The 25,416-nt window shown below is 61.7% G+C and carries 19 protein-coding genes; 9 read left to right on the forward strand and 10 right to left on the reverse strand.

The features are described from left to right. The first annotated feature begins 97 nt into the window (after positions 1-97). The 4 genes from purH (at position 98) to CQ012_RS06310 (ending at position 6,357) form a co-directional block, all read left to right on the forward strand. Positions 98-1,768, forward strand: a complete 1,671-nt coding sequence (gene purH / locus CQ012_RS06290; protein WP_105661642.1) for a bifunctional phosphoribosylaminoimidazolecarboxamide formyltransferase/IMP cyclohydrolase — start codon at positions 98-100, stop codon at positions 1,766-1,768. 357 nt (positions 1,769-2,125) lie between these two features. Beyond that, positions 2,126-4,021, forward strand: a complete 1,896-nt coding sequence (locus CQ012_RS06295) for a BCCT family transporter (RefSeq protein WP_181149022.1) — start codon at positions 2,126-2,128, stop codon at positions 4,019-4,021. A gap of 295 nt (positions 4,022-4,316) precedes the next feature. Further along, a complete protein-coding gene (locus CQ012_RS06305; RefSeq protein WP_105661644.1) occupies positions 4,317-5,534 on the forward strand; it encodes an NRAMP family divalent metal transporter in 1,218 nt (405 codons plus the stop codon). A 13-nt stretch (positions 5,535-5,547) separates the two neighbouring features. Next, positions 5,548-6,357, forward strand: coding sequence for a putative hydro-lyase (locus tag CQ012_RS06310; protein ID WP_105661645.1), 810 nt, complete (start codon positions 5,548-5,550; stop codon positions 6,355-6,357). Between the two features lie 116 nt (positions 6,358-6,473). Here the strand turns inward: CQ012_RS06310 and CQ012_RS06315 are convergent, their stop codons facing one another. The 8 genes from CQ012_RS06315 to CQ012_RS06345 form a co-directional block, all read right to left on the reverse strand. Continuing rightward, complete coding sequence (locus tag CQ012_RS06315) at positions 6,474-7,469, reverse strand: adenosine deaminase (RefSeq protein WP_105661646.1); 996 nt, start codon at positions 7,467-7,469, stop codon at positions 6,474-6,476. Positions 7,470-7,864: 395 nt separating this feature from the next. After that, the gene (locus CQ012_RS06320; RefSeq protein WP_105661647.1) at positions 7,865-8,539 is read right to left on the reverse strand and encodes a GntR family transcriptional regulator; all 675 of its coding nucleotides are present in this window, start codon (positions 8,537-8,539) and stop codon (positions 7,865-7,867) included. A gap of 52 nt (positions 8,540-8,591) precedes the next feature. Continuing rightward, positions 8,592-10,331, reverse strand: a complete 1,740-nt coding sequence (locus tag CQ012_RS06325) for an acetyl/propionyl/methylcrotonyl-CoA carboxylase subunit alpha (protein WP_105661648.1) — start codon at positions 10,329-10,331, stop codon at positions 8,592-8,594. 9 nt (positions 10,332-10,340) lie between these two features. Further along, complete coding sequence (locus tag CQ012_RS06330; RefSeq protein ID WP_105661649.1) at positions 10,341-11,945, reverse strand: 5-oxoprolinase subunit B/C family protein; 1,605 nt, start codon at positions 11,943-11,945, stop codon at positions 10,341-10,343. After that, positions 11,942-12,700, reverse strand: coding sequence for a LamB/YcsF family protein (locus CQ012_RS06335; RefSeq protein WP_105661650.1), 759 nt, complete (start codon positions 12,698-12,700; stop codon positions 11,942-11,944). Before CQ012_RS06335 ends, CQ012_RS06330 begins: the two co-directional genes overlap by 4 nt. A 225-nt stretch (positions 12,701-12,925) precedes the next feature. After that, positions 12,926-13,075 (reverse strand): hypothetical protein, encoded by a 150-nt coding sequence (locus CQ012_RS17570; protein ID WP_181149023.1) that lies wholly within the window; start codon positions 13,073-13,075, stop codon positions 12,926-12,928. Between the two features lie 165 nt (positions 13,076-13,240). Continuing rightward, complete coding sequence (locus CQ012_RS06340) at positions 13,241-14,926, reverse strand: formate--tetrahydrofolate ligase (RefSeq protein WP_105661651.1); 1,686 nt, start codon at positions 14,924-14,926, stop codon at positions 13,241-13,243. A 502-nt stretch (positions 14,927-15,428) separates the two neighbouring features. Then, complete coding sequence (locus tag CQ012_RS06345) at positions 15,429-16,889, reverse strand: MDR family MFS transporter (protein ID WP_105661652.1); 1,461 nt, start codon at positions 16,887-16,889, stop codon at positions 15,429-15,431. 147 nt (positions 16,890-17,036) lie between these two features. Between CQ012_RS06345 and CQ012_RS06350 the strand changes: the two genes are divergently transcribed. From CQ012_RS06350 to CQ012_RS06360, 4 genes are all read left to right on the forward strand, one after another. Further along, a complete protein-coding gene (locus CQ012_RS06350) occupies positions 17,037-17,630 on the forward strand; it encodes a TetR/AcrR family transcriptional regulator (RefSeq protein ID WP_105661653.1) in 594 nt (197 codons plus the stop codon). A gap of 212 nt (positions 17,631-17,842) precedes the next feature. Then, positions 17,843-20,065 carry an NADP-dependent isocitrate dehydrogenase gene (locus CQ012_RS06355; RefSeq protein WP_105661654.1) on the forward strand — a complete coding sequence of 741 codons (2,223 nt, stop codon included), beginning with the start codon at positions 17,843-17,845 and terminating at the stop codon, positions 20,063-20,065. 708 nt (positions 20,066-20,773) lie between these two features. After that, complete coding sequence (locus CQ012_RS17860; protein ID WP_498724228.1) at positions 20,774-20,947, forward strand: NADP-dependent isocitrate dehydrogenase; 174 nt, start codon at positions 20,774-20,776, stop codon at positions 20,945-20,947. A 144-nt stretch (positions 20,948-21,091) separates the two neighbouring features. Beyond that, on the forward strand, positions 21,092-22,111 hold the full coding sequence (locus CQ012_RS06360; protein WP_181149024.1) for an RNase H family protein: 1,020 nt from the start codon (positions 21,092-21,094) through the stop codon (positions 22,109-22,111). Between the two features lie 19 nt (positions 22,112-22,130). On the opposite strand, the gene CQ012_RS06365 is transcribed toward CQ012_RS06360, so the two are convergent. Continuing rightward, entirely contained in the window at positions 22,131-23,663 is a 1,533-nt protein-coding gene (locus CQ012_RS06365; RefSeq protein ID WP_105661656.1) for a deoxyguanosinetriphosphate triphosphohydrolase family protein, read from the reverse strand. A 253-nt stretch (positions 23,664-23,916) separates the two neighbouring features. On the opposite strand from CQ012_RS06365, the gene CQ012_RS06370 reads away from it, so the two are divergent. Next, positions 23,917-24,468: an NAD(P)/FAD-dependent oxidoreductase gene (locus CQ012_RS06370; RefSeq protein ID WP_286134612.1), complete on the forward strand. Its 552-nt coding sequence runs from the start codon at positions 23,917-23,919 to the stop codon at positions 24,466-24,468. On the opposite strand, the gene CQ012_RS06375 is transcribed toward CQ012_RS06370, so the two are convergent. Further along, the gene (locus CQ012_RS06375) at positions 24,465-25,382 is read right to left on the reverse strand and encodes an NAD(P)-dependent oxidoreductase (protein ID WP_146112915.1); all 918 of its coding nucleotides are present in this window, start codon (positions 25,380-25,382) and stop codon (positions 24,465-24,467) included. The two genes, CQ012_RS06370 and CQ012_RS06375, sit on opposite strands and share 4 nt — an antisense overlap. Positions 25,383-25,416: the final 34 nt, after the last annotated feature.

Here is a 25,416-nt window from a genome sequence, read left to right on the forward strand (position 1 = left end):
CACGAACTGAAATTCCGGTGCCTTCCTTGGTTAGAATGAAGGCGGTGGCCTCTGCGCTGCCCGCCCCATTCATTCTCACCGCCGGGAGAAAAATTTCGTGAGTAAGACCGTGCTGGACAAAGTCGCTATCCGTCGCGCACTGATTTCCGTCTATGACAAGACCGGCTTGGAGGAGCTGGCCGCTGGATTGCACGCCGCAGGCGTGCAGCTGGTATCCACCGGCTCCACGGCCAAGAAGATCGCTGCCGCTGGAATTCCCGTGACCGAGGTCGAGCAGGTGACCGGTTCCCCTGAAATGCTCGATGGCCGCGTCAAGACCCTGCACCCGCGCATCCACGGCGGCATCCTTGCGGACCGCCGCGTCACCGAGCACATGGACACCCTCTCCTCGATGGATATCGAGCAGATCGACCTGGTAGTGGTGAACTTGTACCCCTTCGTGCAGACCGTCGCCTCGGGTGCCTCGCAGGATGAAGTTGTCGAGCAGATCGATATCGGGGGCCCAGCCATGGTCCGCTCGGCAGCGAAGAACCACGCCGCCGTTTCCATCGTGGTTGATCCAGTTTTCTACCCGCAGGTCATCTCAGCAGCAGCCGAGGGCGGCTTCGATCTGAAGACCCGCCAGCGCCTGGCCGCCAAGGCCTACGCTCACACCGCAGCCTACGACACCGCGGTAGCTTCGTGGACCGCAAGCCAGTTCCTGGATGAGGACGGCGACGGCGTCATCGACTGGCCAGCCTACGCAGGCGTGGCCCTGCAGCGTGCCGATGTGCTGCGCTACGGCGAAAACCCGCACCAGCAGGCAGCGCTCTACGTTGACGAAGCCGCTCCAGCCGGCATCGCCCAGGCTGATCAGCTGCACGGCAAGCCAATGAGCTACAACAACTACGTGGATGCAGATGCTGCACTGCGTGCCGCATACGACTTCGAGAAGCCGGCTGTGGCTGTGGTCAAGCACGCCAACCCTTGCGGTGTGGCCGTCGCTTCGGATGACGCGGCAGATCCAATCGCTGATGCGCACCGCAAGGCCCACGCTACCGACCCGGTGTCCGCATTCGGCGGCGTCATCGCCGCGAACCGCACGGTCACCAAGGAAATGGCAGAAACCGTCAAGGGCATCTTCACCGAGGTAGTTATTGCCCCGGACTTCGAGGCCGAAGCGGTGCAGATCCTCTCCGCCAAGAAGAACATCCGCCTGCTGGCCCTGCCAGAAGGCTATGGCCGCAACAAGAACGAGTTCCGCCAGGTAAGCGGTGGCATGCTGGTCCAGGCCGGCGACAAGATCGACGCCGAGGGCGACAACCCGGGGAACTGGACCCTTGCTGCCGGCGAAGCTGCTGACGCTGCTACCTTGGCAGATCTGGAATTCGCTTGGAGCGCCGTGCGCGCTGCCAAGTCCAACGCGATTCTGCTGGCCAAGGACGGCGCTGCAGTGGGCATTGGCATGGGCCAGGTCAACCGCATCGATTCCTGCAAGCTGGCCGTGGAGCGCGCCAACACCCTGGGCGTGAAGGTCGAGTCCGGCGCGGATGCCGCCGGTGGTGCAGAGAACGCTGACGCGGCTGCTTCCGAGCAGCGCGCGCAGGGCGCGGTTGCTGCCTCGGATGCGTTCTTCCCGTTCGCCGATGGCCTGCAGATCCTGATCGATGCCGGCGTCAAGGCTGTTGTGCAGCCGGGCGGCTCGGTACGCGATGAGGAAGTCATCGCGGCAGCGAATGAAGCAGGCATCACGATGTACTTCACCGGTGCACGCCACTTCTTCCACTAGTCGAGCCGCGTCGTGAGGAAGGCTGCTGCCAAGACATCCAAATGTCTTAGCAGCAGCCTTCTTCGCTTGCTGGCAAGCTGCCAGCAGATAGGCACCAAGCTTACTATGACGGCCGCCGTATGCGGGCTCTGCTCCCGTCCTCGGTACAAACCGGCAAATCGACTAATCCATCTGATTGCCTAGGGAGAATGCCAGTTTCTGAACAGCCTAATGGGTAGGGTTCTCTTCGGGGGTCGAGCAGGTGGAATGGAATTAATCGGGTCCGACGCAATATTATGTGAAGTTATGGATACTGATAAGTCACGTCCAAGAAGTTCAGCAGACAGGTCTGGAGAAGTTTCTTCGGCTTCTCCAGATATGCAAGAAAGTTCGGGGAAGAAGGCCAACAAGGTTAAGAACGCATTGCGCGGTGTCGCGAAGGAACCAGCATTTGGGATCCACCCAGGTTTGATTCCGGGGATCAGCGTTGAGGACACCGGAATCAAGTTTTCGACGCGCCGCAGCGTCTTCGTTGTGGCGTTGCTGGTTTCAACCGCGGTCTTGGTCTGGGCCATTTTCGCGCCGAGCAATCTGAACCTGGTGGGAACGACCATGCAGAGCTGGGTCGTGGAAAACTTCGGCTGGCTCTTCAATCTCACCGTGGTTGGAATCGTCATTTTCATGCTGGTGGTCGGCTATGGTCCGACGGGGAAGATCCGCCTCGGCGCCGATGACAGCGTTCCCGAGTTCTCGACAATTTCCTGGATTTCGATGCTCTTCGCTGCGGGGTTGGGCATTGGCTTGATCTTCTACGGCCCGCTTGAGCCGTTGAGCCACTTCATCACGCCGCCGCCTTCGACAACTGCCGAAGCGGAATCCGCGGCAGCGGTGCTTCCAGCCATGACCGACTCGATTTTGCATCAAGCCAGCTTCGCATGGTGCATCTATGCGTTGGTGGGCGGAGCCTTGGCGTATGCGTCCTACCGTCGCGGTCGCCTGCCTCTGATCTCCTCGCTCTTCGAACCGGTATTCCCCGGAGGAAATAACAAGGTCCTGGGCAAGATCATCGACATCTTCGCGGTGCTGGTGACCCTGTTCGGCACTGCAACCTCGCTGGGCATCGGCGCGCTGCAGATTCGTACCGGAACGAACATCATTACCGGGCTGGAGCTGGGCAACGGATATGTTGTCGTCGTGATCAGCATTCTGACCGCGGTCTTCACGCTGTCGGCCGTAGCCGGGATCAAGAAGGGCATTCGCCTGCTTTCTAATGCGAATATGACCCTCGTCGTAGCCATGGCCTTGTTCGTGCTGGTCACCGGACCCACGGTCTTCATCCTGGACTTGGTTCCTACCTCACTGATTGCCCTGATCGGCAACTTGCCTGAGATGCTTACCGTTGCCGCGAGTCAGGGCGAGGTGCAGAAGGAATACTTGACCGCCTACACGACTCTGTATTGGGCATGGTGGATCTCGTGGTCGCCATTCGTGGGCATGTTCATTGCAAAGATTTCCAAGGGCCGCTCCCTGCGCCAATTCGTGACCGTGGTGGTCTTTGTACCGGCCGCGATTTCCATCATCTGGTTCGTCGTTTTCGGTGGCAGTGCCATCTGGATGCGGATGACCGGGCAAGACATGGAGGTGAAGAACTCAGGTGAGAATGTCATGTTCGATCTGCTCTCGAATCTTCCCTTCAGCCCGGTGATGTGGGTGGTCTGTTTGGTGGCAATTCTGGTGTTCTTCGTGACGGCAGCGGATTCCGCAGCCAATGTCATGGGCTCGATGTCCCAGTCCGGTCGACCCGAGCCCTCCAAGCCCGTGACCATTGTGTGGGCTGTCGCCCTCGGCCTGATTGCCATGTTCCTGCTGCTGGCCGGCGGACGCAACGCGCTGTCTGGCTTGCAGTCGATCATGGTAACCTGCGCCTTGCCGTTCACCGTGATCCTGATCGGCGTGATGATCTCCTGGGCCATGGACCTGAGCAATGATCCGCTGATGATCCGCCACCGCTATGCGGTCGAGGCGATCCGCGGCGGTGTCCGCCGGGGCATCGACGAGCATGGCGATGACTTCGTCTTCGGCGTGGCCGCAGTGCCCGAGGAGGAAGGTGCGGGCGCGGACTTCGAAAGCGATGACCCGGCGCTAACCGAGTGGTACACGGATACCGGAGTGCTGGATATCGTGGAAGTGAAAAAGGAACTGACCGATGAGTCCACGACGCCTAAGGGAATCGAGGCCAAGCACGAGGAGCTTGGCGATTCGAAGCAGTCCTGAACGCTGCGCTTCCTGGGATGCAGCGGCAAGAAACCTTTGGGGCCGGGCAGGGCACCGAGTAATCGAAGGCCCGCGCGGCCCCATTTGCCTGATCGCCGCACGGAGCCCTGATCACCTTCATATTGGCGTTTTCAGCTGAACCGGCATGCGGGTGAGCTGCCACAGTAATTTAAAAGCGCAAAAATTCGAAAATTGTTGAACAACCCGTTGCAATAGTTGTTCAACAACCTGTATTGTCTTGTGCGTTACATTGATTCTGTGACAGCTGTCACCACTATCGCATTGGAACGTCATCATGGCACTTCCTGAGTCAACATCCCAAAGCAGCAAGGCGCGGCGCACGGCGCTCCTAGGCGCCATGTTCCTGATGGCCACCAGCGCCATCGGACCGGGCTTCATCACCCAAACCACAGAATTCACGGTCCAAATTGGCGCGGCCTTCGCCTTCGCCATTGTCGTCTCCATCCTTGTGGACATCGCGGTCCAGCTGAACGTCTGGCGCGTGATCGGGGTATCCGGAATGCGTGCCCAGGAACTGGGCAACAAAGTCGTCCCTGGCATCGGTTGGGTACTGGCCGCACTGGTATTCATCGGCGGCATGGTCTTCAATATCGGCAATATCGCCGGCACTGGCCTGGGCCTGAACGCCATGCTGGGTGTTGATGCCAAAATTGGCGGCGCCATCTCCGCGGCCATCGCCATTCTGGTCTTCCTGTCAAAGAAAGCCGGCATGGCATTGGACCGCATTGTGGTGATGCTGGGAGCCGTCATGATCCTGCTGATGCTGTACGTGGCAATTGTCGCCGCCCCACCGGTGGGCGATGCGATCCGCAACGTGGTGCTCCCCGAGAAGATCGATTTCTTGATCATCACCACCCTGATCGGCGGCACCGTTGGCGGCTACATCACCTACGCCGGCGCCCACCGCATGATCGATTCGGGCACATCGGGCGTGGAGCATGTCAAGTCGATCTCCAACATCTCGACCCTGGCAATCATCGTCACCGGTGTCATGCGCGTGCTGCTCTTCCTGGCGATCCTCGGCGTTGTGGCTGGCGGCGTAGCGCTGACCAGCGACAACAAGGCTGCCGAAGCTTTCGGCCACGCCGCCGGCCCCATCGGCATCCGTGCTTTCGGCATCATCCTCTGGGCTGCCGCGCTGACCAGTGTGATCGGTGCCGCCTACACTTCGGTTTCCTTCATCACCAAGCGCACCACACCGGAGCGCACCCGCAACCTGATCACCGTGGCTTTCATCGTGGTCTGCGGGATCATCTACCTGTTCCTGGGCAAGGCGCCGGCAACCCTGCTGATCTTCGCCGGAGCCTTCAACGGTCTGATCCTTCCTGTGGGCTTCGCAGTACTGCTCTGGGTCGCATGGCGCCGCCGCGACCTGATGAACGGATACAACTACCCCAAGGCCCTGCTGGTCATCGGTGCCTTGACCTGGCTGCTCAGCGTCTACCTCGGCTGGAACTCGATTTCGGGTCTGGCAGCCCTCTGGAACGGCTAGGAGCCAAGCAATCATGAAGGACCTGAAGAGTCTCGGGCATTCCGAACGTGCGGCGATGGCCCCAAGCGAAGCCCGCGAATTGTTCCGTGCCGGGCAGGTGCTGCCTACCGCCGGGATCAGCGCTGGATATGCGCAGGCAAATCTGATCATCGTTCCCCAGGAGCTGGCCTTCGATGTGCTGCTCTTTGCCCAGCGCAATCCCAAGTCCTGCCCGATCCTCGGTGTCCTGGAGGCGGGGCAGACCAGCAACGAGTTGCTGGCAGGCGGGGACATCCGTACCGACGTGCCGAAGTACATGGTTTACGAAAACGGGGTCAAGGTGGATGAGCCCACCGACCTGTCAGAGTACTGGCGGGATGATCTGGTGACCTTCATTGTCGGCTGCTCGTTCACCTTCGAGAGCGCACTGATGGAAAGCGGCATTTCCATCGCGCATATCGACCAGGGCGTGAACGTGCCAATGTACAAGACCAATATCCGCTCGCAGTCGGCCGGAGCGATGTCCGGTCCGATGGTGGTCTCCATGCGTCCGATTCCTGCCTCGCAGGTTGCCGACGCGGTACGCATTACCTCGCGCTATCCAGCTGTGCACGGGGCTCCAGTGCATATCGGGAACCCCCAAGAGCTGGGCATAGCAGATCTGGGGTCACCTGACTTCGGAGATGCAGTGCAGATCCCGGAAGGGACGATTCCGGTGTTCTGGGCCTGCGGCGTCACGCCGCAGGCAGCAGTGATGGAGTCCCGCCCGGCCTTGGCCATCGGCCACGCACCGGGGCACATGCTCATCACGGATATCAGGGATTCCCAATACCAGGTTCCCTAGCACATAGACCGAACGGGGCGGCCTCACCCCAAGGGGGCCGCCAAGTTCCCACCAGGGCCTTTGGCACTGGATCGAACGCGGTGGCCTTCCCCCAAGAGGCCGCCGCGTTCCCATGTCTAAAGGCTTTGCCGCTGAACCCAGGCCTGGACTTCGGCAAGCAGTACCTGCTTGGATTCTTCATTCAGGAATGCGGATTCAAAGGAATTCCTTGCCAGCGTAGCCAGCTGCCCGGTGCTGAAGTTGAAGCTTGCCATGAGCGAGGCAAAATTGGCATCCATGTATCCGCCGAAATAGGCAGGATCATCGGAATGCACCGAAACCTTCAGGCCCTTTTCGAGCATCTGCGGCAACGGATGATCGGCCATGGTGTCCACCGCACGCAAGCGGATGTTGGATAGCGGGCAGACAGTCAAAGGCATCTGCTCGTCGACCAAGCGCTGAACCAGCGTCGGGTCGTCCAGGCAACGGATGCCGTGGTCCACGCGCTCAACCTCCAGCAAGTCCAGCGCCTGCCAAATGTAGTCAGCAGGGCCTTCCTCGCCCGCATGGGCAACGACGTGCAGGCCGTGGGCGCGGGCATAGGCAAAGACTTCCTGGAACAGCTCGGGCGGGAAACCCACCTCCGAGGAATCCAGGCCGATGCCATCGATATCGTGCTTCTCGGCGACCAGCACCTTCATCAAGTCCATCGCTTCTTCCGCTGGGGCATGGCGCCAGAAGCACGCGATGAGCTTGTGGGAGATCCCCCAGCGTTCTGCGCCCTCGGCCAGACCGGAACGGATGCCGGCGATGACCTCGCCCAGGCCCAGTCCGCGCTGGATGTGAGCCTGCGGATCGAAGAACAATTCCACATGGCGCACGCCGGAGTCATGGGCGCGCTGCAGGTAGGCCACGGTGATTTCGTGGAAGTCTCCAGCGGTGCGCAAGACCGCCATATTCGCATAGAACAGGTCGAGGAAGGACTGCAGATTGCTGAACTGGTACTTGGCACGCAGCTGGTCAACGGTGGCATAGGGCAGCTCAACACCGTTTTTTGCCGCCAGCGCCATGATCATTTCTGGCTCCAGCGTTCCCTCAAGGTGGATGTGCAATTCGGCTACAGGCAATTTCACGGGTGGTGCGACCTTCCAAGCAGGGGACGAGGGCCTAGGCCGTGATGAAACGGCGGTGGCGTGCAATGGTTTCGTTAAACCATACGTTGGCTATCTATGTGCTTGCTTGGTTTGTCCGTGCGTCGAGGAAACCCGCAGGGCGCTGGGCTTGCGGCTGTCCGCACCGGCAGGCAGGCGGCGGCGATAGCATCAAGGATCCGGAAAAACCGGTGATCGCAGTGGAAATTCCGCGGGGCAAACCCGGATTCGGCGTCTGGGGCATCCGTGGAAAACGAGGGTGCACAACCCGATGAGGCAAGCGCTGGAGGCTGGCATTTGCCGCAGAGCAGTGAGGAATGCACGGCGCGGATGAGATGGAAATCGCAAGCGGCATGGGCCAAGGCCCTGCTCCATGCCTACTCCGGGCGTTGGGCGATGTGGCTGAGCAATTCAGCTTCAGCGGTGTCGAGATAGCCGCGCAGGGTCTGGGCGGCTTCCAGGCGCTTTCCGGCGCGGAGCATGGCCAGCAGATTCGCATTGCGTTCTACGTAGTGCGAATGGAAATCCGGGGCGTCGCTCATGGCGTGGAAGACCAGGCGCATACGAGCCAGCACGCGGCTCATCAGCTCCTGGAGCAGTTCGCTATCGGAGGAGGCCACCAGCTGCTTGTGGAAAGCCTGATTGGCATTGGCCATCCGCGGCACGTCGCCGGCAGCCAGACCTGTGCGAGCCTCCTCGATGATTTTGCCCAACCGGTCCAGATCAATGTCTTGGCCCCATGCCAGGCATGCAGGCTCGACCGTGCGGCGCACCGCATAGATTTCCCGCACATCATCAGCATCCGGAGAAGCCACGAAAACACCCCGGTTGGGGATCCGGGTGATGATCAGCTCGCTATTGAGCAAGGTGAAGCTCTCGCGCAAGGTATTGCGCGAGAGCCCCAACGATTCAGCCAGGGTCTGTTCGGAAAGCTTGTCACCGGGCAATAGCTCGCCTTCGGCAATGCGGCGGCGCAGCTCATTGGCAGCCCAGAGCCCGCTGTGCGCGTGAGGGGCCTTGGCTGGATGCGAGGTGCTGCTGGTGGCTTTCATGCTTCCAATTTATCCCAACTGGCTTGCGGGTACGGACTTCATGGCCTGGACGCTAGCCGATGGTGCCCAAGGTGTCGCCGCGGCGTACGGCTGACCCTGCGCTCAAGTCCGCTGCACGGAAGATGCCATCACGGTGCGCGGTGATGGTGGATTCCATCTTCATCGCCTCGACGATGGCAATGCTCTGCCCTTCGGCGACTGCACTGCCATCTTCTGCAGCGAAGCGGACGAGGTTCCCGTCCATGGTGCTGGGTACCGCGGCGGCATCGACCTCGCCGGCAGCATCATCCTGGGTGGCGGCGGCGGTGCCGGCTCCGGGGGTATTGCGCAACGCGTTGGTCAGTGCAGCGGGAAGACCCAGCTGGACGGCCTTGCCATCGAGCTCTATGGTGATGGTTTCACGGCTGGTATCGCGCTGGTCCAGATCCATCTCGTCGCTGGCCTCCACCTCGTTGAGGAACTCGTCCTCGATCCATGTGGTGTAGACGCCCAGGGATTCGCCGTTGAACGCTTCGTGCTCGATGACGGCGCGGTGGAATGGCAGGACCGTAGGTACACCGGCAATGCTGATTTCTTCCAGCGCCAGGCGGGCACGGCGCAACGCCTGGTTCCGGTCGGCACCGCGCACAATCAGCTTGGCAATCATCGAGTCGTAGAACGGCGGAATGACCGAGCCGCTACGGACCCCTGAGTCCACGCGCACGCCGGCGCCGGTTGGCGCTTCGAACCGCTCCACGGTGCCGGGCGCAGGCAGGAAGCCGCGAGCCGGATCCTCGGCATTGATGCGGAATTCGATGGCATGGCCGGTAGGCTGCGGGTCCTCGGTAATGGACAACGGCAGGCCATCGGCAATGCGGAACTGCTCGGCCACCAGATCGACGCCGGAAGTCTCCTCGGTGATCGGGTGCTCCACCTGCAAACGGGTATTGACTTCCAAGAAGGAGATCAACCCGTCCTGGGCCACCAGGTATTCCACGGTGCCGGCCCCGACATATCCGGCTTCCTTGCAGATCGCCTTCGCGGACTCGTGGATCCTGGTCCGCTGCTCATCGGTCAAGAACGGGGCAGGCGCCTCTTCCACCAGCTTCTGGTGGCGGCGCTGCAAGGAGCAGTCGCGGGTGCCGACGACCACCACATTGCCGTGGGTATCGGCCAGCACCTGGGCCTCGACGTGGCGCGGCTTGGCCAGGAAACGTTCCACGAAGCACTCGCCACGGCCAAAGGCCACGGTGGCCTCGCGGGTGGCGGACTCGAAAGCATCGGAGATCTCATCGAGCGAGTAGGCGATCTTGATGCCGCGGCCACCGCCGCCGAAGGCCGCCTTGATGGCGACCGGCACGCCGTACTCTTCAGCGAAGGCCCGCACCTCGCCGGCGTCCGCTGCCGGGCCGTCGGTGCCCGGGGCCAGCGGCGCACCTGCGCGCACCGCGATCTGCCGGGCCGTGACCTTGTTGCCCAGTGCTTCGATGGCCGCGGGAGGCGGACCAATCCAGCTCATGCCGGCTTCGATGACGGCGGTGGCGAAGTTCGCGTTCTCCGAGAGGAAACCGTAGCCGGGGTGCACCGCATCGGCGCCGCAGCGCTTGGCAATCTCGATGATCTTCTCGATATCCAGGTAGGTGTCCGCACCGGTGGAACCGTGCAGCGGGTACGCTTCATCTGCGCGGCGCACGTGCAGGGCGTCGGCATCCGGGTCCGAGTAGATGGCTACCGACGAAATATTTGCGTCGGTGGCCGCCCGGGCAATGCGGACCGCGATTTCGCCTCGGTTGGCGATGAGAACTTTTTTCATGGCAATTCCTTAGGCGTCTGATGCCGCGTGGCTGGCAGCGGGATGGAGTTCGAATCGAATTCTGCTTCCGGGCGGAAGCTGCGCGGCTGCGCTGAGATCTTCGGCAATGACGGTGGCGATCACCGGATAGCCGCCGGTGACCGGGTGATCTGCGAGGAACAGCACCGGCAGGCCGGAGGGCGGCACCTGCAAGGATCCGCGGGCTACGCCTTCACTGGCCAGTTCCCCGGAGCGGACGCGCTGCAGCGGCTGCTGCCCGGTATCCAGGCGTACACCCACGCGGTTGGATTCGCTGGTGACATCCCAAATCTGGGCGGCGAGCTGGTCCAGGCCCGCCTGGCCAAACCAATCGGCACGCGGACCGGGCATGGCGCGCAGCGTGTACACGCCGTTATCGTCTGGGACCGGCAGGGTGCTCGGTTCGCTGTTGCCAACGATGTGGCCCAGATACGGGCGGTTCACCGGCAGCAAGCCACCGGCTTGCAAAGGCTGGGGACCGACTCCGGAAAGGGTGTCGGTAGACAGCGAGCCGAGGACCGGTTCCTGCTCGATGGTGCCGCGCACCGCAAGGTAGCTGCGCAGCCCGCGGCCGGCGGGTTCAACCTCCAGGCGCTCGCCGTGCAGCAGCGCGAACGGTGCATTGGCCGCGGCCTGGCGCGGGGTGCGGACCTGGTCGTCTTCGGCCGGGGTGATCCAGAGTTCTGCTTCGGCGCCGGTGAGCGCCAGCACTTGGTCTTGCTCGGCTTCAACGGTGATGCGGCTGCCGAGGTTCTCGATCACGGCTTGGCCTGGTTGGTTGCCCACCAGGCGGTTGGCCTGGTGGAAGGCGGCCGGGTCTGCGGCTCCTGCGACGCCAACTCCGAGGTTGCCATAGCCGATGCGTCCGGCATCCTGGAGCAGGGACTGCAGGCCGGCGTCGATGATTCTCAGGCCACCGGCAAGTGCCTGCCCTGATGCTTCGTCTTGTGCGGCGGGTGCCTGGCTCACCGATATTTTCCGGGTGGCCCGGACGAACTGCACGGTATCCTGCGGCCGGATCAATGCAGGATTTTCGCGCTGCAAATCCCACATTTGCAGATCGGTATGTCCAATCAGCTGCCAGCCTCCGGGGGATTGGCGCGGATAGACGGCCGAGTACTCACCGGCGAGCGCCACCGCTCCGGCGGGCACCTTGGTGCGCGGGGAGTCTCTGCGCGGGACATGCAAGTCCTGGTTTTCGCCGAGCAGATAGGCGAAGCCGGGAGCGAATCCGCCAAATACTGCACGCCACCTCTGGCTGGTGTGCGCATTGATCACAGCTTCGGTGCTCAGCCCGGTCAGCCCGGCCACGGCGGCGAGGTCTTCGCCATCGTAATTCACTGGTACTTCAACCAGCTTGCCCGCAGCGTGGAGTGCATAAGCTACTTCAAGTTCTGGCAGTGCTGCCATGGCCCGTTCGGCGCTCTGCGCGGAATCGAATTTCAGCAGTACCGTTTGCGCGGCGGCCAAGAGGTCGCGCTGTCCGGACAGGGGAGAGGTTTCCAAGGCGGCGTTGAGCGCCAAGACAGCATCGAGCGAGTCCAGGTCGATAAGCAGATCATGGGAACCTGCCCGGTGAATGGCGCGGATGCTCACGCGAAGCTCCGGATCTGCACGCCGGCATGTTCCAGTCCTGCGCGCACGGCGCTGGCCATGGCCACTGCACCGGCAGTATCCCCGTGCAGGCAGATGCTCTCGGCTTCCATCTTGATGGTGCTGCCGTCCACGGCAACAATGGTGCCTTCGGTGGCCAGGCGGACCATGTTCTCGGTGACCTGCGCGGGGTCGTGCAATACGGCGTTGGATTCGCGGCGGGAGACCAGGGTGCCCTCGGGGGTGTAGTTGCGGTCGGCGAAGGCTTCTGCGACGCCGCGCAGGCCAGCGGCTTCGGCCTTTTGCAGGGCGAGAGAACCTGGCAGCAGCAGGACCGGCAGGTCGGTGCCGAAGGCCTTGATGGCATCGATGACGGACTGGGCATGCACCTGGTGGTGCACGATGGTGTTGTACAGGGCGCCGTGCGGCTTGACGTACTTGATTTCGCTGCCTGCGGCGCGTGCCAGGGCTTGCAGGGCTCCAAGCTGGTAGAGGACGTCATCGGCCAATTCGGTGGCCGAGCAGTCCAGGAAGCGGCGGCCGAAACCGGCCAGGTCGCGGTAGCCCACATGGGCTCCGATGGTGACGTTGGCGCTGACCGCATCGCGGCAGGTCTGGGCGATGGTGCTGGGGTCTCCAGCGTGGAACCCGCAAGCTACATTGGCCGAAGACACGGAGGTGAAGATGGCGGCGTCGTCGCCCATCGTCCAGTTGCCGAACGACTCGCCTACGTCTGAATTCAGGTCTATGTATGGCATTGTGATCCCCGTCTCGTGAAAACCTCTTGGTAAAAGAATGCCCCACTTTCGGTAATTGTTCAACAATCTTGGCAGGGTTTTTGAGCATCGCTTCCCGGAGTTCCGCTGGAGTGGTGCTCCCATCTGTCATCTGATCAGGCATTTTGCACGTGGAATAGCAAAGCCCGAGGCCAGGAATCCTTGCGGAATCCTGGCCTCGGGCAGGTCTTGTGGCTGGCGGTGCGGCTACTGGCCTTCTTCGCCGTCGGAATCTTCATGCCCGAACGGAATAGGCGCGTTCTGGGCCGCATCCGGATCAGGGACAGTAGTGTTCTTGCCCTCCGGGTCCGGAGTCTGAGCTGGACCTGTGGTTTCGTCGTGGTTTTCGGTTCCCATGGTTATTTCCCTTCATCCGTGCCTTGCTTGATTGCCAGCTATCGGGTGCTGGTTCACATAGCCTAGCCGTGAATCGTGGCGAAAAGCGGTGCGATCAGGGAATTACCATGTTCGCCCGCCGTGGAATCCCGGCACGCCGGCGATCCCCGTGGCCTTGCCCGGCCGCTAGGACAGTCCGATGGCGTTGCCGTGCTCGTCGACATCCATGTGCAGGGCCGCTGGCACCCTCGGAAGTCCCGGCATCGTGGTGAGCGCCCCGGTGATGGCCACGATGAATCCGGCACCGGTCTTGGGGATCAGCTCGCGGACCTGCACAGTGAAGCCGCTGGCGGCGCCTAGCAGCTGCGGGTCATCGGAGAAGGAGTACTGGGTTTTGGCGATGCAGACCGGCAGGTGCGACCAGCCATTGTCGTGGATCTGCTGGAGCATCCTCCGGGCCTTGGGGGAGTACTCGACGCCTTCGCCCCCGTAGACGCCGCGCACCAGGGCCAGGATCTTGTCCTCGACCGGCTGCTGCAGCTCGTACAGCGGGGCAAAATTGCCCGGTTCCCCGATAGTCCGCAGCACCATGGCGGCCAGCTCGTCTGCTCCGGAGCCGCCTTGGCCCCAGACATCGGCGATGGCGCAGGCAATGCCCTGCTGTTTTGCCCAGCCGGTGACCGCTTCCAGCTCGGCGTCGGTATCCGTGGTGAAGCGGTTGATGCCGATCACTGGCTGGATGCCGAACTTCGAGACGATCGAGGCGTGGCGTTCCAGGTTCGGCAGCCCGGCCCGCACGGCCTCGACGTTTTCTTCCCCCAGCTCCTCCTTGGGCACCGAACCATGCATCTTCAGTGCGCGGACGGTGGCGACAATGACCACCGTGTCCGGCGGGCACCCGGCGTAGCGGGCCTTGATGTCCATGAATTTCTCGGCGCCCAGATCGGTGCCGAAGCCGGCTTCGGTCACCACCACGTCGGCCAGTGCGCGGGCGGTGTTGGTGGCGATGGCCGAGTTGCAGCCATGGGCGATGTTGGCAAAAGGCCCGCCGTGGATGAGCGCGGGAGTGCCCCCGATGCTCTGCACCAGGTTGGGCTTGATGGCTTCCTTGAGCAGCAGCGCCATCGCACCCGCCGCGCCCAGGTCATCGGCGGTGACCGGGGTCTTGGCGTAGGTGTATCCGACGGTGATCCTGCCCAACCGGGCGCGCAGGTCCGCCAGCCCGGTGGCCAGGCAGAAAACAGCCATGACTTCGGAGGCGGCGGTGATTTCGAAGCCAGTTTCGCGCGGCACCCCGTTGGCGGTACCGCCCAGGCCGATCACCACGTGGCGCAATGCGCGGTCGTTCATGTCCAGCACCCGCTTGAAGGTGATGGATCGCGGGTCGATGCCCAGCTCGTTGCCCTGCTGCAGGTGGTTGTCGAGCATGGCCATGAGAAGGTTGTTCGCGCTGGTGATGGCGTGGAAATCCCCGGTGAAATGCAGATTGATCTCGTCCATGGGCAGCACCTGGGATTGGCCTCCGCCGGTGGCTCCGCCCTTCATCCCGAAGCTCGGGCCGACTGAGGGCTCGCGCAGCGCGATGATGGTCTTGGTCCCGGTGGCAGCCAGCGCGTCGCCCAGGCCCACCACCATGGTGGATTTGCCTTCCCCTGCCGGCGTCGGGGACATGCCGCTGACCAGGACGACTTTTCCGGGCCGGCTTCCGTTGGCCGGCAGCAGGGCAGGATCAATTTTGGCCTTGTACTTGCCGTAGGGCTCCAGCGCGTCCTGCGGGATTCCGGCCGCCTCGGCAATCCGGGAGATCGGCCTGAGCACTGCCCGCGAGGCAATGGCCAGATCGCTCATATCGGTTTCCGGCAATGCTGCCATGTTGTGTCCCCTGTCTGGCTGCCCGGTGACCCGGGGGTGAGGAAGACCAAGGCTTCTGGTTTTCCCTGATTGGCCTTCAAGCTATCACCTTGCAGGCAAGGCGAGAAGGCCGTGATGGGCAGAACGTGGGTCGGTTCTCGGCCCGGTCCGAGGGCCGGACAAGGGGTAATGGCACCCTAAAACCAACTTCTCAAGAATTTAGTTGCGCCCAAGCCGCGGTCGCTGCTTGAAGATCGCGAACCAGGCGGTTTCGTGGCCAGCCTCGCGTTGGGGGAACTTATGAGGTCGCCGTAGCCATGCAACTGCCCAGAACCCAACGGACAAGGAAGCGGCCGACAGCCCGGGGTGCCTCCAAGGACAAATGAAGCCCGAGCGGAGGAATTCCACCAGGAATTCCTCCGCTCGGGCTGAACACTATATTTATCCGGGACGCCTGCCGCTTTCCCGGAGGTCAGCGTCTGCGCATCCAGGCCTTGAGGGCCAGCAACGCCGAAGTGGCGCCTCAGTGATTCGCGTGCGGCTTCTCGCCCTTGATCATGAAGGCGAAGACGATCCCGATCGTGGCCAGCACGGCGCCGACGATGAACGAGATATGCGCGCCAGAGAACAAGGCCTCGGCCAGCTCGGACCCGGCGTCCAGCTGGACCTTTGACAGCAGCGACATCACGGTCACGAAGACCGTGGTGCCGATGGCACCGCCCAGCTGCTGCGCGGTGTTGAAGATCGCTGAACCATGGCCGAACAGGCGCGGATCCACCGAAGCCATCGCGGAGGACATCAGACCGGTCATCAGCAGCGCCAGTCCGATGGAGAAGACGATGTGGCAGAGCATGAACATCCACAATTCGGTCTGCGCGGTCACAGTCGCGTACATCCACTGCCCGGCGGCCAGGAACACGGCGCCGGGGATCAGGACCGGGCGCGGACCGCGCTTGTCGTAGATCCGCCCGAAAATCGGCGAGGCGATGGCCTGTGCCAGTCCGCCGGGAAGCAGCATGATGCCGATCTGCAGCGAGTCGACGCCCTGCCCGGATTCCAGCAGGATCGGCACAATCATCAGCGAACCGAGCAGGGTGCCGAAGGCAATCATGATCATCGCGATCGCGAAGCTGAAGCTGCGCGAGGCAAACGGGGTCAGGTTCAGCAGTTCGCGGCCGCTGGCGGCCAGCTTGACCTGGCGAATGATGAACAGTGCCAGGGCCACCAGGCCGATGGCGAAGCTGGCGATGGTCATCGTGGCGTTATCCGCGGCATGCTCGATGCTGGAAATGCCGTACACCAGGAACCCGAAGGCCAAGGCGGATAGCAGGACCGAAGCGGAATCCACCTTGATCTTGCGTGCACTGGAAGGGATCTTGAAGAAGATGGCGCCCAGTACCAGGACCGCCACGGCGATTGGCAGCATCAGGATGAAGATGTAGTGCCAGCCCAAGGCGTGCACGATGGCCCCCGAGGCGGTAGGCCCGATAGCCGGGCCGACGCCGATGACGATCGAGTTCAGGCCCATGATGGTGCCGCGCTGGTGGACGGGCACCAGCGTCAAGGTGGTGGTCATCAGCAAGGGCAGGACGATGGCCGTGCCGACGGCCTGGATAACGCGTGCCAGCAGCAAGAAGCCGAAGCTCGGCGCCAGCACCGCGATGACGGTGCCGAGGATGAAGCTGATGATGGCGAAGAAGAACAGCGACCGGTGCGCGAAGCGCTGCAGCAGGAAGCCGGTGGTGGGGATGACGACCGACAGGGTCAGCAGGAATCCGGTGGTGAGCCACTGGCCGGTGGACGCCGAAATGCCCATGTCCTGCATGATGCCGGGCAGCGCTACCGTGAGCACGGTCTCGTTCAGGATCATCATGAAAGCGGCCAGGGCCAGCGAGGCGATGATGCCTGTCAGGGTTTTGGCGGAAAGCTGCCCGGCGGGCGCCGCGCTTGGCTTGGCGCTGGTTCTAGGGGGATTTGTAGTCACGAAGTCTTCTTCCTGTGGAGTGTCAACCGCTAAATACTGTCACACTCTGCCACTTTTTCGTAAGCGAATCTGTCAGACTGTGACAGGAAACAATTTTGGTGGACGAGGCCTGCGCAGCACAGGCAGTCCGGAGCATCGGAGAGCGCCATGGGGATTCGCGAGGAACGCAAAGAGGCAACGATCCAGTCCATCCGGGCAGCAACCCTGGACCTGGTGGAACTCCATGGCCTGGAATCGGTGACGGTGGGGCAGATCGCTGCCCGGGCCGGCATTTCCGAGCGGACCTTCTTCCGCTACTGCGAATCCAGGGAAGCGGCCATGGTGCCGGCGCAGCATGAATTGATCCAGGCCGTGACCGAATGCCCCATCGCTGACGGCTCCACGAGCGCGCAGATTTTCCGGCTGCTGGCCAACGAATGCCGCCGGATCCTTGTTGCCGAGATCCGCGGCAATGAATACCGCCGCATTTCCCGGTTGATTGCCACGGAGCCGAAGCTGCTATTGGCCATCACCCGGCAAGATCAAGCCTTCTGCGCTGCCACCTCGCAGGAGCTGCGCCGCCGCGGGCTGGTGCCGGCCATGCCCGCCTTGATGATTGGCGAAGCCTTGGCCGCCCTCTGGCGCGTGGCCTGGCAGAGCTTCGGCCAGGCGGAACGCGCCGGGGAGCCTGCAGATCCAGTTGAGCTCTTCGATGAGGCCATGGCGAATCTCGAAGCGCTGGCCGGCGGAAGAGCCGAATAGCGAATAACTCTGTTGAGTTATCGCTGATTAACTTAAATGTGACGAACTGCTTGCAGGCTGTCCAGCCCGGCATTTCGGTGAATAAACGGCGTTGCCGCGCGTATTTCCCGCTGCCGCAAAGTGTGGTGCAGAGCAAAATCAGGTAGATTTGGAACGTTGAGTTCAGGGCGGTAACACCGCTTCCGCACGACGTTCAGGGAGACGCCACACCTATGGCAAAGATTATTTACACCCACACCGACGAAGCGCCTATGCTGGCGACCCACTCGTTCCTGCCAATCGTGGAGGCCTTCGCCTCGACCGCCGGTGTGGAACTTGAGACCCGCGACATCTCGCTGGCTGGTCGCATCATCGCTACCTTCCCGGATTATGTCACCGAAGAGCAGCGCATCGGTGATGCTCTGGCAGAACTTGGCGACCTGGCCAAGACCCCGGATGCAAACATCATCAAGCTGCCGAACATCTCGGCTTCGATCCCGCAGCTGAAGGCTGCCATCGCCGAGTTGCAGGCTGCCGGCTACGCGCTGCCTGACTACCCGGATAACCCGACCTCGGATGAAGAGACCGATGTCCGCGCGCGCTACGACAAGATCAAGGGTTCGGCTGTGAACCCGGTCCTGCGCGAGGGCAACTCGGACCGCCGTGCACCGCTGAGCGTGAAGAACTACGCTCGCAAGTACCCGCACTCCATGGGCGAGTGGGCCGCTGATTCGAAGACCAACGTGGCCACCATGGGCGTTGACGACTTCGCTGCCAACGAGAAGTCCGTAGTCATCGACGCGGACAAGAAGATCTCGATCCGCTTCGTCGGCGAAGACGGCGAAGTCAAGGTCCTGAAGAAGCCTTTCGACGTGCTGGCCGGCGAAGTCATCGACGGCACCGTCATGCACGCCGCGGCCCTGTCCGAGTTCCTGAAGAACTCCGTGGCCCGCGCCAAGGAAGAGGGCGTGCTGTTCTCGGCTCACCTGAAGGCCACCATGATGAAGGTCTCCGACCCGATCATCTTCGGCCACGTGGTGAAGGCCTACTTCTCCGAGCTGTTCGAAACCTACGGCGACGAGCTGGCAGCAGCCGGCCTGAACCCGAACAACGGCCTGGCAGCCATCCTCGGCGGCCTGGACGAGCTGTCCGACGAGGTGCGCGCCGGCGTCGAGAAGCTGATCGCCAAGGGCCTGGAAGAGGGCCCGGCAGTTGCCATGGTCGATTCCGACAAGGGCATCACCAACCTGCACGTTCCATCGGACGTGATTGTCGACGCTTCGATGCCGGCCATGATCCGCCTGGGCGGCAAGATGTGGGATGCCAAGGGCAACACCGCAGACACCCTGGCAGTACTGCCGGATTCCTCCTACGCAGGCATCTACCAGGTGGCCATCGACGACTGCCGTGCCAACGGCGCGTTCGACCCGACCACCATGGGCACCGTGCCGAACGTCGGCCTGATGGCGCAGAAGGCCGAGGAATACGGCTCGCACGACAAGACCTTCGAAATCGCTGGCAACGGCCACGTGCAGATCGTCGACGAGAACGATGCAGTGCTCATCGAGCACCAGGTCTTCGCTGGCGACATCTGGCGCGCCTGCCAGACCAAGGATGTAGCCATCCGCGACTGGGTGAAGCTGGCAGTGAACCGCGCCCGCGCCTCCCAGACCCCGGCTGTCTTCTGGCTCGATGAGAACCGCGCCCATGACGCAGTGCTGATCGCCAAGGTCAACGAGTACCTCAAGGAGCACGACACCGAGGGCCTGACCATCGAGATCCTCTCTCCGGTCGAGGCGACCCAGTACTCGATCGACCGCATCCGCAAGGGCGAGGACACCATCTCGGTGACCGGCAACGTGCTGCGCGACTACCTGACCGACCTGTTCCCGATCCTGGAACTGGGCACTTCGGCCAAGATGCTCTCGATCGTTCCGCTGCTGGCTGGCGGCGGCCTGTTCGAGACCGGTGCCGGCGGCTCGGCTCCGAAGCACGTGCAGCAGCTGGTGAACGAGAACCACCTGCGCTGGGATTCGCTGGGCGAGTTCATGGCCCTGGGTGCTTCCTTCGAGCACCTGGCAGTGACCACCGGCAACGCCCGCGCCCAGGTGCTGGCCGATACCCTCGATGCTGCAACCGGCACCTTCCTGCTGGAAGACAAGTCGCCTAAGCGCAAGGTGGGCGAGCTGGATAACCGCGGCAGCCACTTCTACCTGGCCAAGTTCTGGGCTGAAGAGCTGTCCAAGCAGGACAAGGACGCAGAACTGGCCGAGGCCTTCTCCGCAGTTGCCAAGGCACTGGGCGAGAATGAAGAAGTCATCGTTGCCGAGCTGGCCGAGGTGCAGGGCAAGGCTGTCGAGCTGGGTGGCTACTACCGCCCAGACGAAGCCAAGACCGCAGCGGCCATGCGCCCAAGCGCAACCCTGAACAAGGCTCTTGAACTGCTGACCAAGTAGTCCTTGCAGCCAATCAGCTGGCCTCAATCCTCAGTGAGGATTGGGGCCAGCTGCTTTAACGCGCGATGAAGCCTCGGTCGTCAGTTCCTCGCTGGTTGTTCCACTAGCGCGGCAGCAACTGGACAATCATTTTCCGGGTTTCTTGCGATTTTCGCCGTTGATTCCTGAAATTCCTGGAGCTGATAGTGGACAGGTTAATTCCGTTATCAGGAAATTGCCCGGGCCATTAAGGTCGGTGAGTGATTGCATGAATTCTGGCGGCAGGCCAGTATCCATAGGGCAAGTCGGAGGCAATGCGAGCTGGTTACCAACTGGCAAGTAGCAGTCGCTGGTACGGCAGTCAAGAATTCTAATGTAAATCGTTCATTGCATCCGTGTAAAAAGTTTCTAATATTCTCTAAATTTGCTCTTGTCAGAACCATGTTGAGTTAGGGTTATACGTGTCGGAACGAGTGGCTCGTACCAACACGAAACATAGATAAGACGAAAATGAATGAGGTAATTTGATGTTGAGCGAACTTCTTGCAGCCTTGGTAGAACTTATCCGCAGCCTGGGTCTCTAAGCTTCAGATCTCGGTCATTGAACCGATGCCATTGATCGCCACTCGTGAAAATGAGTGGCGATCAATGAATTTAACACGGCAGATAAATGCCTTGCTTGAACGGATATGCCGGATCAGGAGTTCGACTTGCGGGGCGTATTCCTCAGTGAATCCTTTTGGCAAAAGAATCCATTATTCAATATGTTTCGCGCTGCACGACTATCTGGCCGACCCGTTTCCGATGGTGGCACTGGCCACCTCGGCCAAGATCCTGTCGATCGATCTGCCGCTGGCTCGGGTCGGCCTGTTCGAGACCGGCGCTGGCTACCAGGCGAAGTAACACGGCCGGTTCATGGAAACCGAAGTCCGCGATATCCTCACCAGGTGCCCGCACCAGAACATTCAGACCCGGGGCTAAATCGTAGGTGCCAGTCGATAGGATCGCCTGACATCAACAAAACAGGCAGGAGGAATCTCAATGCTGGTGTCAGTTCCACGTCCGCAGATGCCCATTGCGCTTGAACCGGATGGCGTGCGGAGATTGGCTGGCGCACAGCGGCAGCCGCAGCCTTCGCGGCTGATCGCCGTTCTCGAACGTTCAGCGTTCATTCGCGATGCCCACGGTAAGAAGCAGCAGTACGTTCCATTTGCGGAGCGGATTGTCGAGGAAAAGCACCTCGCCCAGCGAAGCATGCACGGTCTCCACTTCGATTTTGCACTGACCTTGTGCGATTTCGTGAACCGTCCATTGCTGACTCTCACGGGTACTGCTGTCAACGGGGAATTGGACCAGACCATCCTGCAGGCTATCGCGGAGTTCTCCGGTACCTGCAAAATCTCGCAGCCATCATCGATCGACCTGTTGGTCCCGGACTATGACGACCTCGGAATGGCAGAATTATCGATGAATCCCGTTTTCTGCCTCAATCCGTCGTGGCAATTCGGGCTGGATCTGGGCGTTGCCAACGAGGCCAATAGCCAGGCGCTGGCCCCGCTGGTACAGGACTACACAGCGAACCTTCCAGTCATTGCCTATACAGACGGTTCGGTGCCGCGGAACAGGAAGTTCCGCAGCGCTGGAGCGATGGTGACCTCGCAAGGACATTGGGCCTGCGCAATTTCGCCGAAGCACTACGTCCAGGACACCCTGCTGGCAGAAACCACTGGCGCACTGCTGGCGCTGACCCACGCCCCGCTCGATTCGGACCTGACAATTTTCAGCGACAGCCGTGCCCTGGTGAAAGCGGTCAATGATCTTGTGCAAGGACGGCAGCGCACTGTGAAGGTCCATCATGAGCTGCGCGAGAGTCTTGAACTTCGTACCGGGCGCACCCGAGCCCGCTGGGTTCGAGGACACGATGGAAATCGGCACAACGAAGCAGCCAACCGGATGGCCATCCTGATGTCGCGGCATTTCAGCGCCCGGATCAATCCGCATCTGACACAGTCGATGATGACCCAGATCGTGCGCGAGGAACTGTCCCAGCAGGCTCTCGCGGCATGAAACATGCCGCACCCGGCCGCTAGAGCCCGCGGCCGGCTTCCCAGAGATTGTCCGAGGTGCCGGTTAGCAGTGAATTCAACGAGACGGCTTGGGCATCGGTGAAGGAAGCAATGTAATCGACGATGGCCCGGGCTTGGCCCAGCCGCTGGATTTCTTGCGGGCCGGACTGCGAGAACAGCTCCGGGGTGCTCTCGCGCAGCTGGCGGTATTCCTCGGTGGTAGCTTCCACCGAGTCCAGCAAACGTCGCGGTGCACGCCCTGCATCCTCCGGATCATTGAGCCAGGTGTTGAAGCCTTCTGCCAGGGAACGGATAATTCGCGTTTGCCCACGCTGGTAGACCGCCAGGTCCGAACGGTCCAAGACGAAGCGGGCATGGACGAACTTGAGTACTACGACGTCATGCCATGCTTCATCGCTCAAGCGGATATGGCCGCTGCGCACATTAGGCGTGCGTTCAACGGTGATCGATTCCTGCAACCGGTCAATCCATCGCCGAGTGAAGGCGGTAACCGCACGGTCCGCCTGCAGGCCGCCGTCGTAGGGAACTGCGAGCAAGCCATCGACGAGGTCATGGCCGACCCGTTGCACCGAGGCGCGGAATGCCTCTGGATTGGCAATCCAGGGATCCTTCGCCAGGACATGGCGCCACGTAATTTCCAGCGCGTGGCCCGGCTGCCGCTGGTCCAGCTCTGGAGCCTTCAGGGCTTGGAAGCGCACGGACTGATCCAGCCACGCCCGCAGTTCAGCGGAGACGCTGGTGTATTGCAATATGCCAGCTCGATAGAAATCATCGAGGTCATGAACCGCGTAGGCGATATCGTCTGCGATATCCATAACCGAGCTTTCCAGCGTCTGCTGGTATTTTCCGATGCCCGGGAAGACCGAAAGGACATCGTCCATTTCCTCGGCCTCGATATCGTAGGCCGAATACTTCATTGCGCCAGCAGCCGGATTCGCGCCGACGCCGCGGGGGAGCAACTGCGGGGCGACCGGGGCCTGGCTGCGCCATTCATTGCGCGTCCAGGGATATTTGAGCACAGCCGCGCGAACCGCGCGAGTCAGGTTCATGCCGCGCGGTGTGGCATCGCAGCTATCGAGGGCGGTCAGGATCCGGAAGGTCTGTGCATTGCCTTCGAACCCATCAGGAAGCCCCAAGGTATCGCGGGCGACCCGGTCGAGTTCCTGCTCTCCCAGATGCCCGAAGGGCGGGTGGCCCAGATCGTGGGCCGCTGCCGCTGCTTGGACGACTACCGGGTCGCACCCTCCTAAGTCGGAGATTAGTCGCCTAGTAGGTTCGTCACGCCTTCGGAGGCCGATGGCGATGGAACGGGCCACCGCCGAAACCTTCAGCGAATGGGTCAATCGGTTGTGGACCAGGGTGCCTGAACCCGCCTGGGGAATCACCTGCGTCACCGAGGACAGCCGGGAGAAGTACGGGGAGAAGCGGATGCGCTCAATGTCTACGCGGAACTCATCTTCACCGGTGCGATTCCGTTCGGCGATCGCGCGGTCGCGGCCGCCGGTCTGATGTGTCTGTGCTCTAGTTTCCATCGTATGAACTAGCCTAGGCGATCGAGCAAGAGAAGCCACGCGAATTGGTGCAACTTCGTTTCGGGGCCACGAACGTCCAGTGCCGTTGGGCAGTTGCGCAAAATGCGGAATGGCGGAAATCATCCGAACAACGGCGTTGGGTAATCCCTGTTCGCTGTCGCCTAGTTGGTAAAGTGCTCGTGAACGCCGACAGCAACCACCAGATCTTGCCAGGACATCCCAGTGCCCTTGAAGATGTTAGGCAGGTCAAGTCATCGACTACGAAGCCACCGGATCCAACCTGCACACCTTGGTCACGGACACCGGGAAAGTCTCGGCGCGACACGTTGTATTGGCAATGGGAGCCTCCAGCCGTGAAACCGGCAAGGCCTTGGGAGTCAGGGTGCCAGTTGAGCCTGGATACGGCTGGTCGGTGACTCTGGAAGATCAGGACCGCTTGGTTAGCCGTGCCTTGATGGGGATGGAAGATCATGTGGTCATCAGTCCAATGCCTGGACGTGTGCGAATTACGGGCGGAATGCGTTTTGGCGGCATGAGCAATGCAGTGCCAGCGGATTCGGATATTTCAGCCCTGCGCCACGGTGCGGAAGCATTGCTGCCAGAGCTTAGGCATTTGCCGGAACTTAGCCGTTGGCAGGGTGCTCGGCCGACGACTGCAAGCGGCGTGCCGATCATTGGGCAACGCAAATACGAGAACCTGACAGTAGCAGCGGGGCATGGACCCCTCGGCGTTACCCTGGCTCCGATTACCGTCGACAAGGTTCATGAAATTGTCGAGCGTTCCTTGGCGGCAAGCAGGGCCTAGCCAAGGTTGCGGCGAACAATGTTGTGCGGTGCCGAACCGGTGGATAGCAGCTGAACTTGCTGCGTCGCCAAATCCGACACCAACCGCATGAATTCCGAGGTATCACCAGCCATATGCGGCGTAATGATGCAGTTCGGCGCGGTCCACAACGGATGGCCCGTGGGCAACGGCTCGGGATCGGTCACATCCAGAGCCGCGCGCAGGCGTCCCGAGCGCAGCTCGTCGAGCAGATCTGCGGTGTTCACAATAGGGCCGCGGCCGACATTCACCAGCAGTGCGCCGTCGCGCATGCGCTGGAGGAATCCTGCATCTATAAGGCCTTGGGTCCGGGGTGTGTGCGGCAGAGTGCAGATGACGACATCTGCATCAGGCAGGAGCTCAGCTGCATCGCGCAGGGCGACAACATTGGTGCCATCATCCAGGATTCGCGGGGAACTGGCGACTCCGGTGATTCTGGCTGGTTTGAAAGCTTTGAGCCGTTCAATAGCGGCCGTGCCAACACCGCCCACTCCGAGCACCACGACATTGGAGCCGAAAAGCGAGGACGTCCACAAGCGAGGCCATTCCTGCTCTTTCTGTGAGGCCATGGCCGCAGGGAGCTCGCGCAATGCGGCCAGTACCAGGGCGAGGCAGTGCTCAGCGGTGGAGTCTTCCACCGCGCCGCGGGAATTCGACAAGACTGTTTCGCCGGGGAGATGCTCCAGCACCCACTCGTAGCCGAGGGATAGCAGATGCACGTGCTTGAGCCCCGGGATTCTGCTGACTCGCGAGCGATGCGCAGGATCCAGCGGCCGCTCGGTAACGAGCACATCAGCTGCTGGAGGCTCGCCATCATTGATATTCCACAAGACGGTTTCGACCCCGGGAATCTGCATGCTGTCGACCAAGCTCTGCCACGGAACTAATACACGCAAACCATGAGTCCAATCGTGAGATGAGATTTTGCCG

The organism is Arthrobacter sp. MYb214 (assembly GCF_002979865.1).
Lineage (GTDB): Bacteria > Actinomycetota > Actinomycetes > Actinomycetales > Micrococcaceae > Glutamicibacter.

Bases quoted from the DNA above. Each gene is read 5' to 3' on its own strand.
- CQ012_RS06335 (WP_105661650.1), bottom strand. From the start codon at position 12,700: ATGCCATACATAGACCTGAATTCAGACGTAGGCGAGTCGTTCGGCAAC.
- CQ012_RS06320 (WP_105661647.1), bottom strand. From the start codon at position 8,539: ATGAAAGCCACCAGCAGCACCTCGCATCCAGCCAAGGCCCCTCACGCG.
- CQ012_RS06365 (WP_105661656.1), bottom strand. From the start codon at position 23,663: ATGGAAACTAGAGCACAGACACATCAGACCGGCGGCCGCGACCGCGCG.
- CQ012_RS06325 (WP_105661648.1), bottom strand. From the start codon at position 10,331: ATGAAAAAAGTTCTCATCGCCAACCGAGGCGAAATCGCGGTCCGCATT.
- CQ012_RS06310 (WP_105661645.1), top strand. From the start codon at position 5,548: ATGAAGGACCTGAAGAGTCTCGGGCATTCCGAACGTGCGGCGATGGCC.
- CQ012_RS06355 (WP_105661654.1), top strand. From the start codon at position 17,843: ATGGCAAAGATTATTTACACCCACACCGACGAAGCGCCTATGCTGGCG.
- CQ012_RS06340 (WP_105661651.1), bottom strand. From the start codon at position 14,926: ATGGCAGCATTGCCGGAAACCGATATGAGCGATCTGGCCATTGCCTCG.
- CQ012_RS17570 (WP_181149023.1), bottom strand. From the start codon at position 13,075: ATGGGAACCGAAAACCACGACGAAACCACAGGTCCAGCTCAGACTCCG.
- CQ012_RS06305 (WP_105661644.1), top strand. From the start codon at position 4,317: ATGGCACTTCCTGAGTCAACATCCCAAAGCAGCAAGGCGCGGCGCACG.
- CQ012_RS06350 (WP_105661653.1), top strand. From the start codon at position 17,037: ATGGGGATTCGCGAGGAACGCAAAGAGGCAACGATCCAGTCCATCCGG.
- CQ012_RS06295 (WP_181149022.1), top strand. From the start codon at position 2,126: ATGCAAGAAAGTTCGGGGAAGAAGGCCAACAAGGTTAAGAACGCATTG.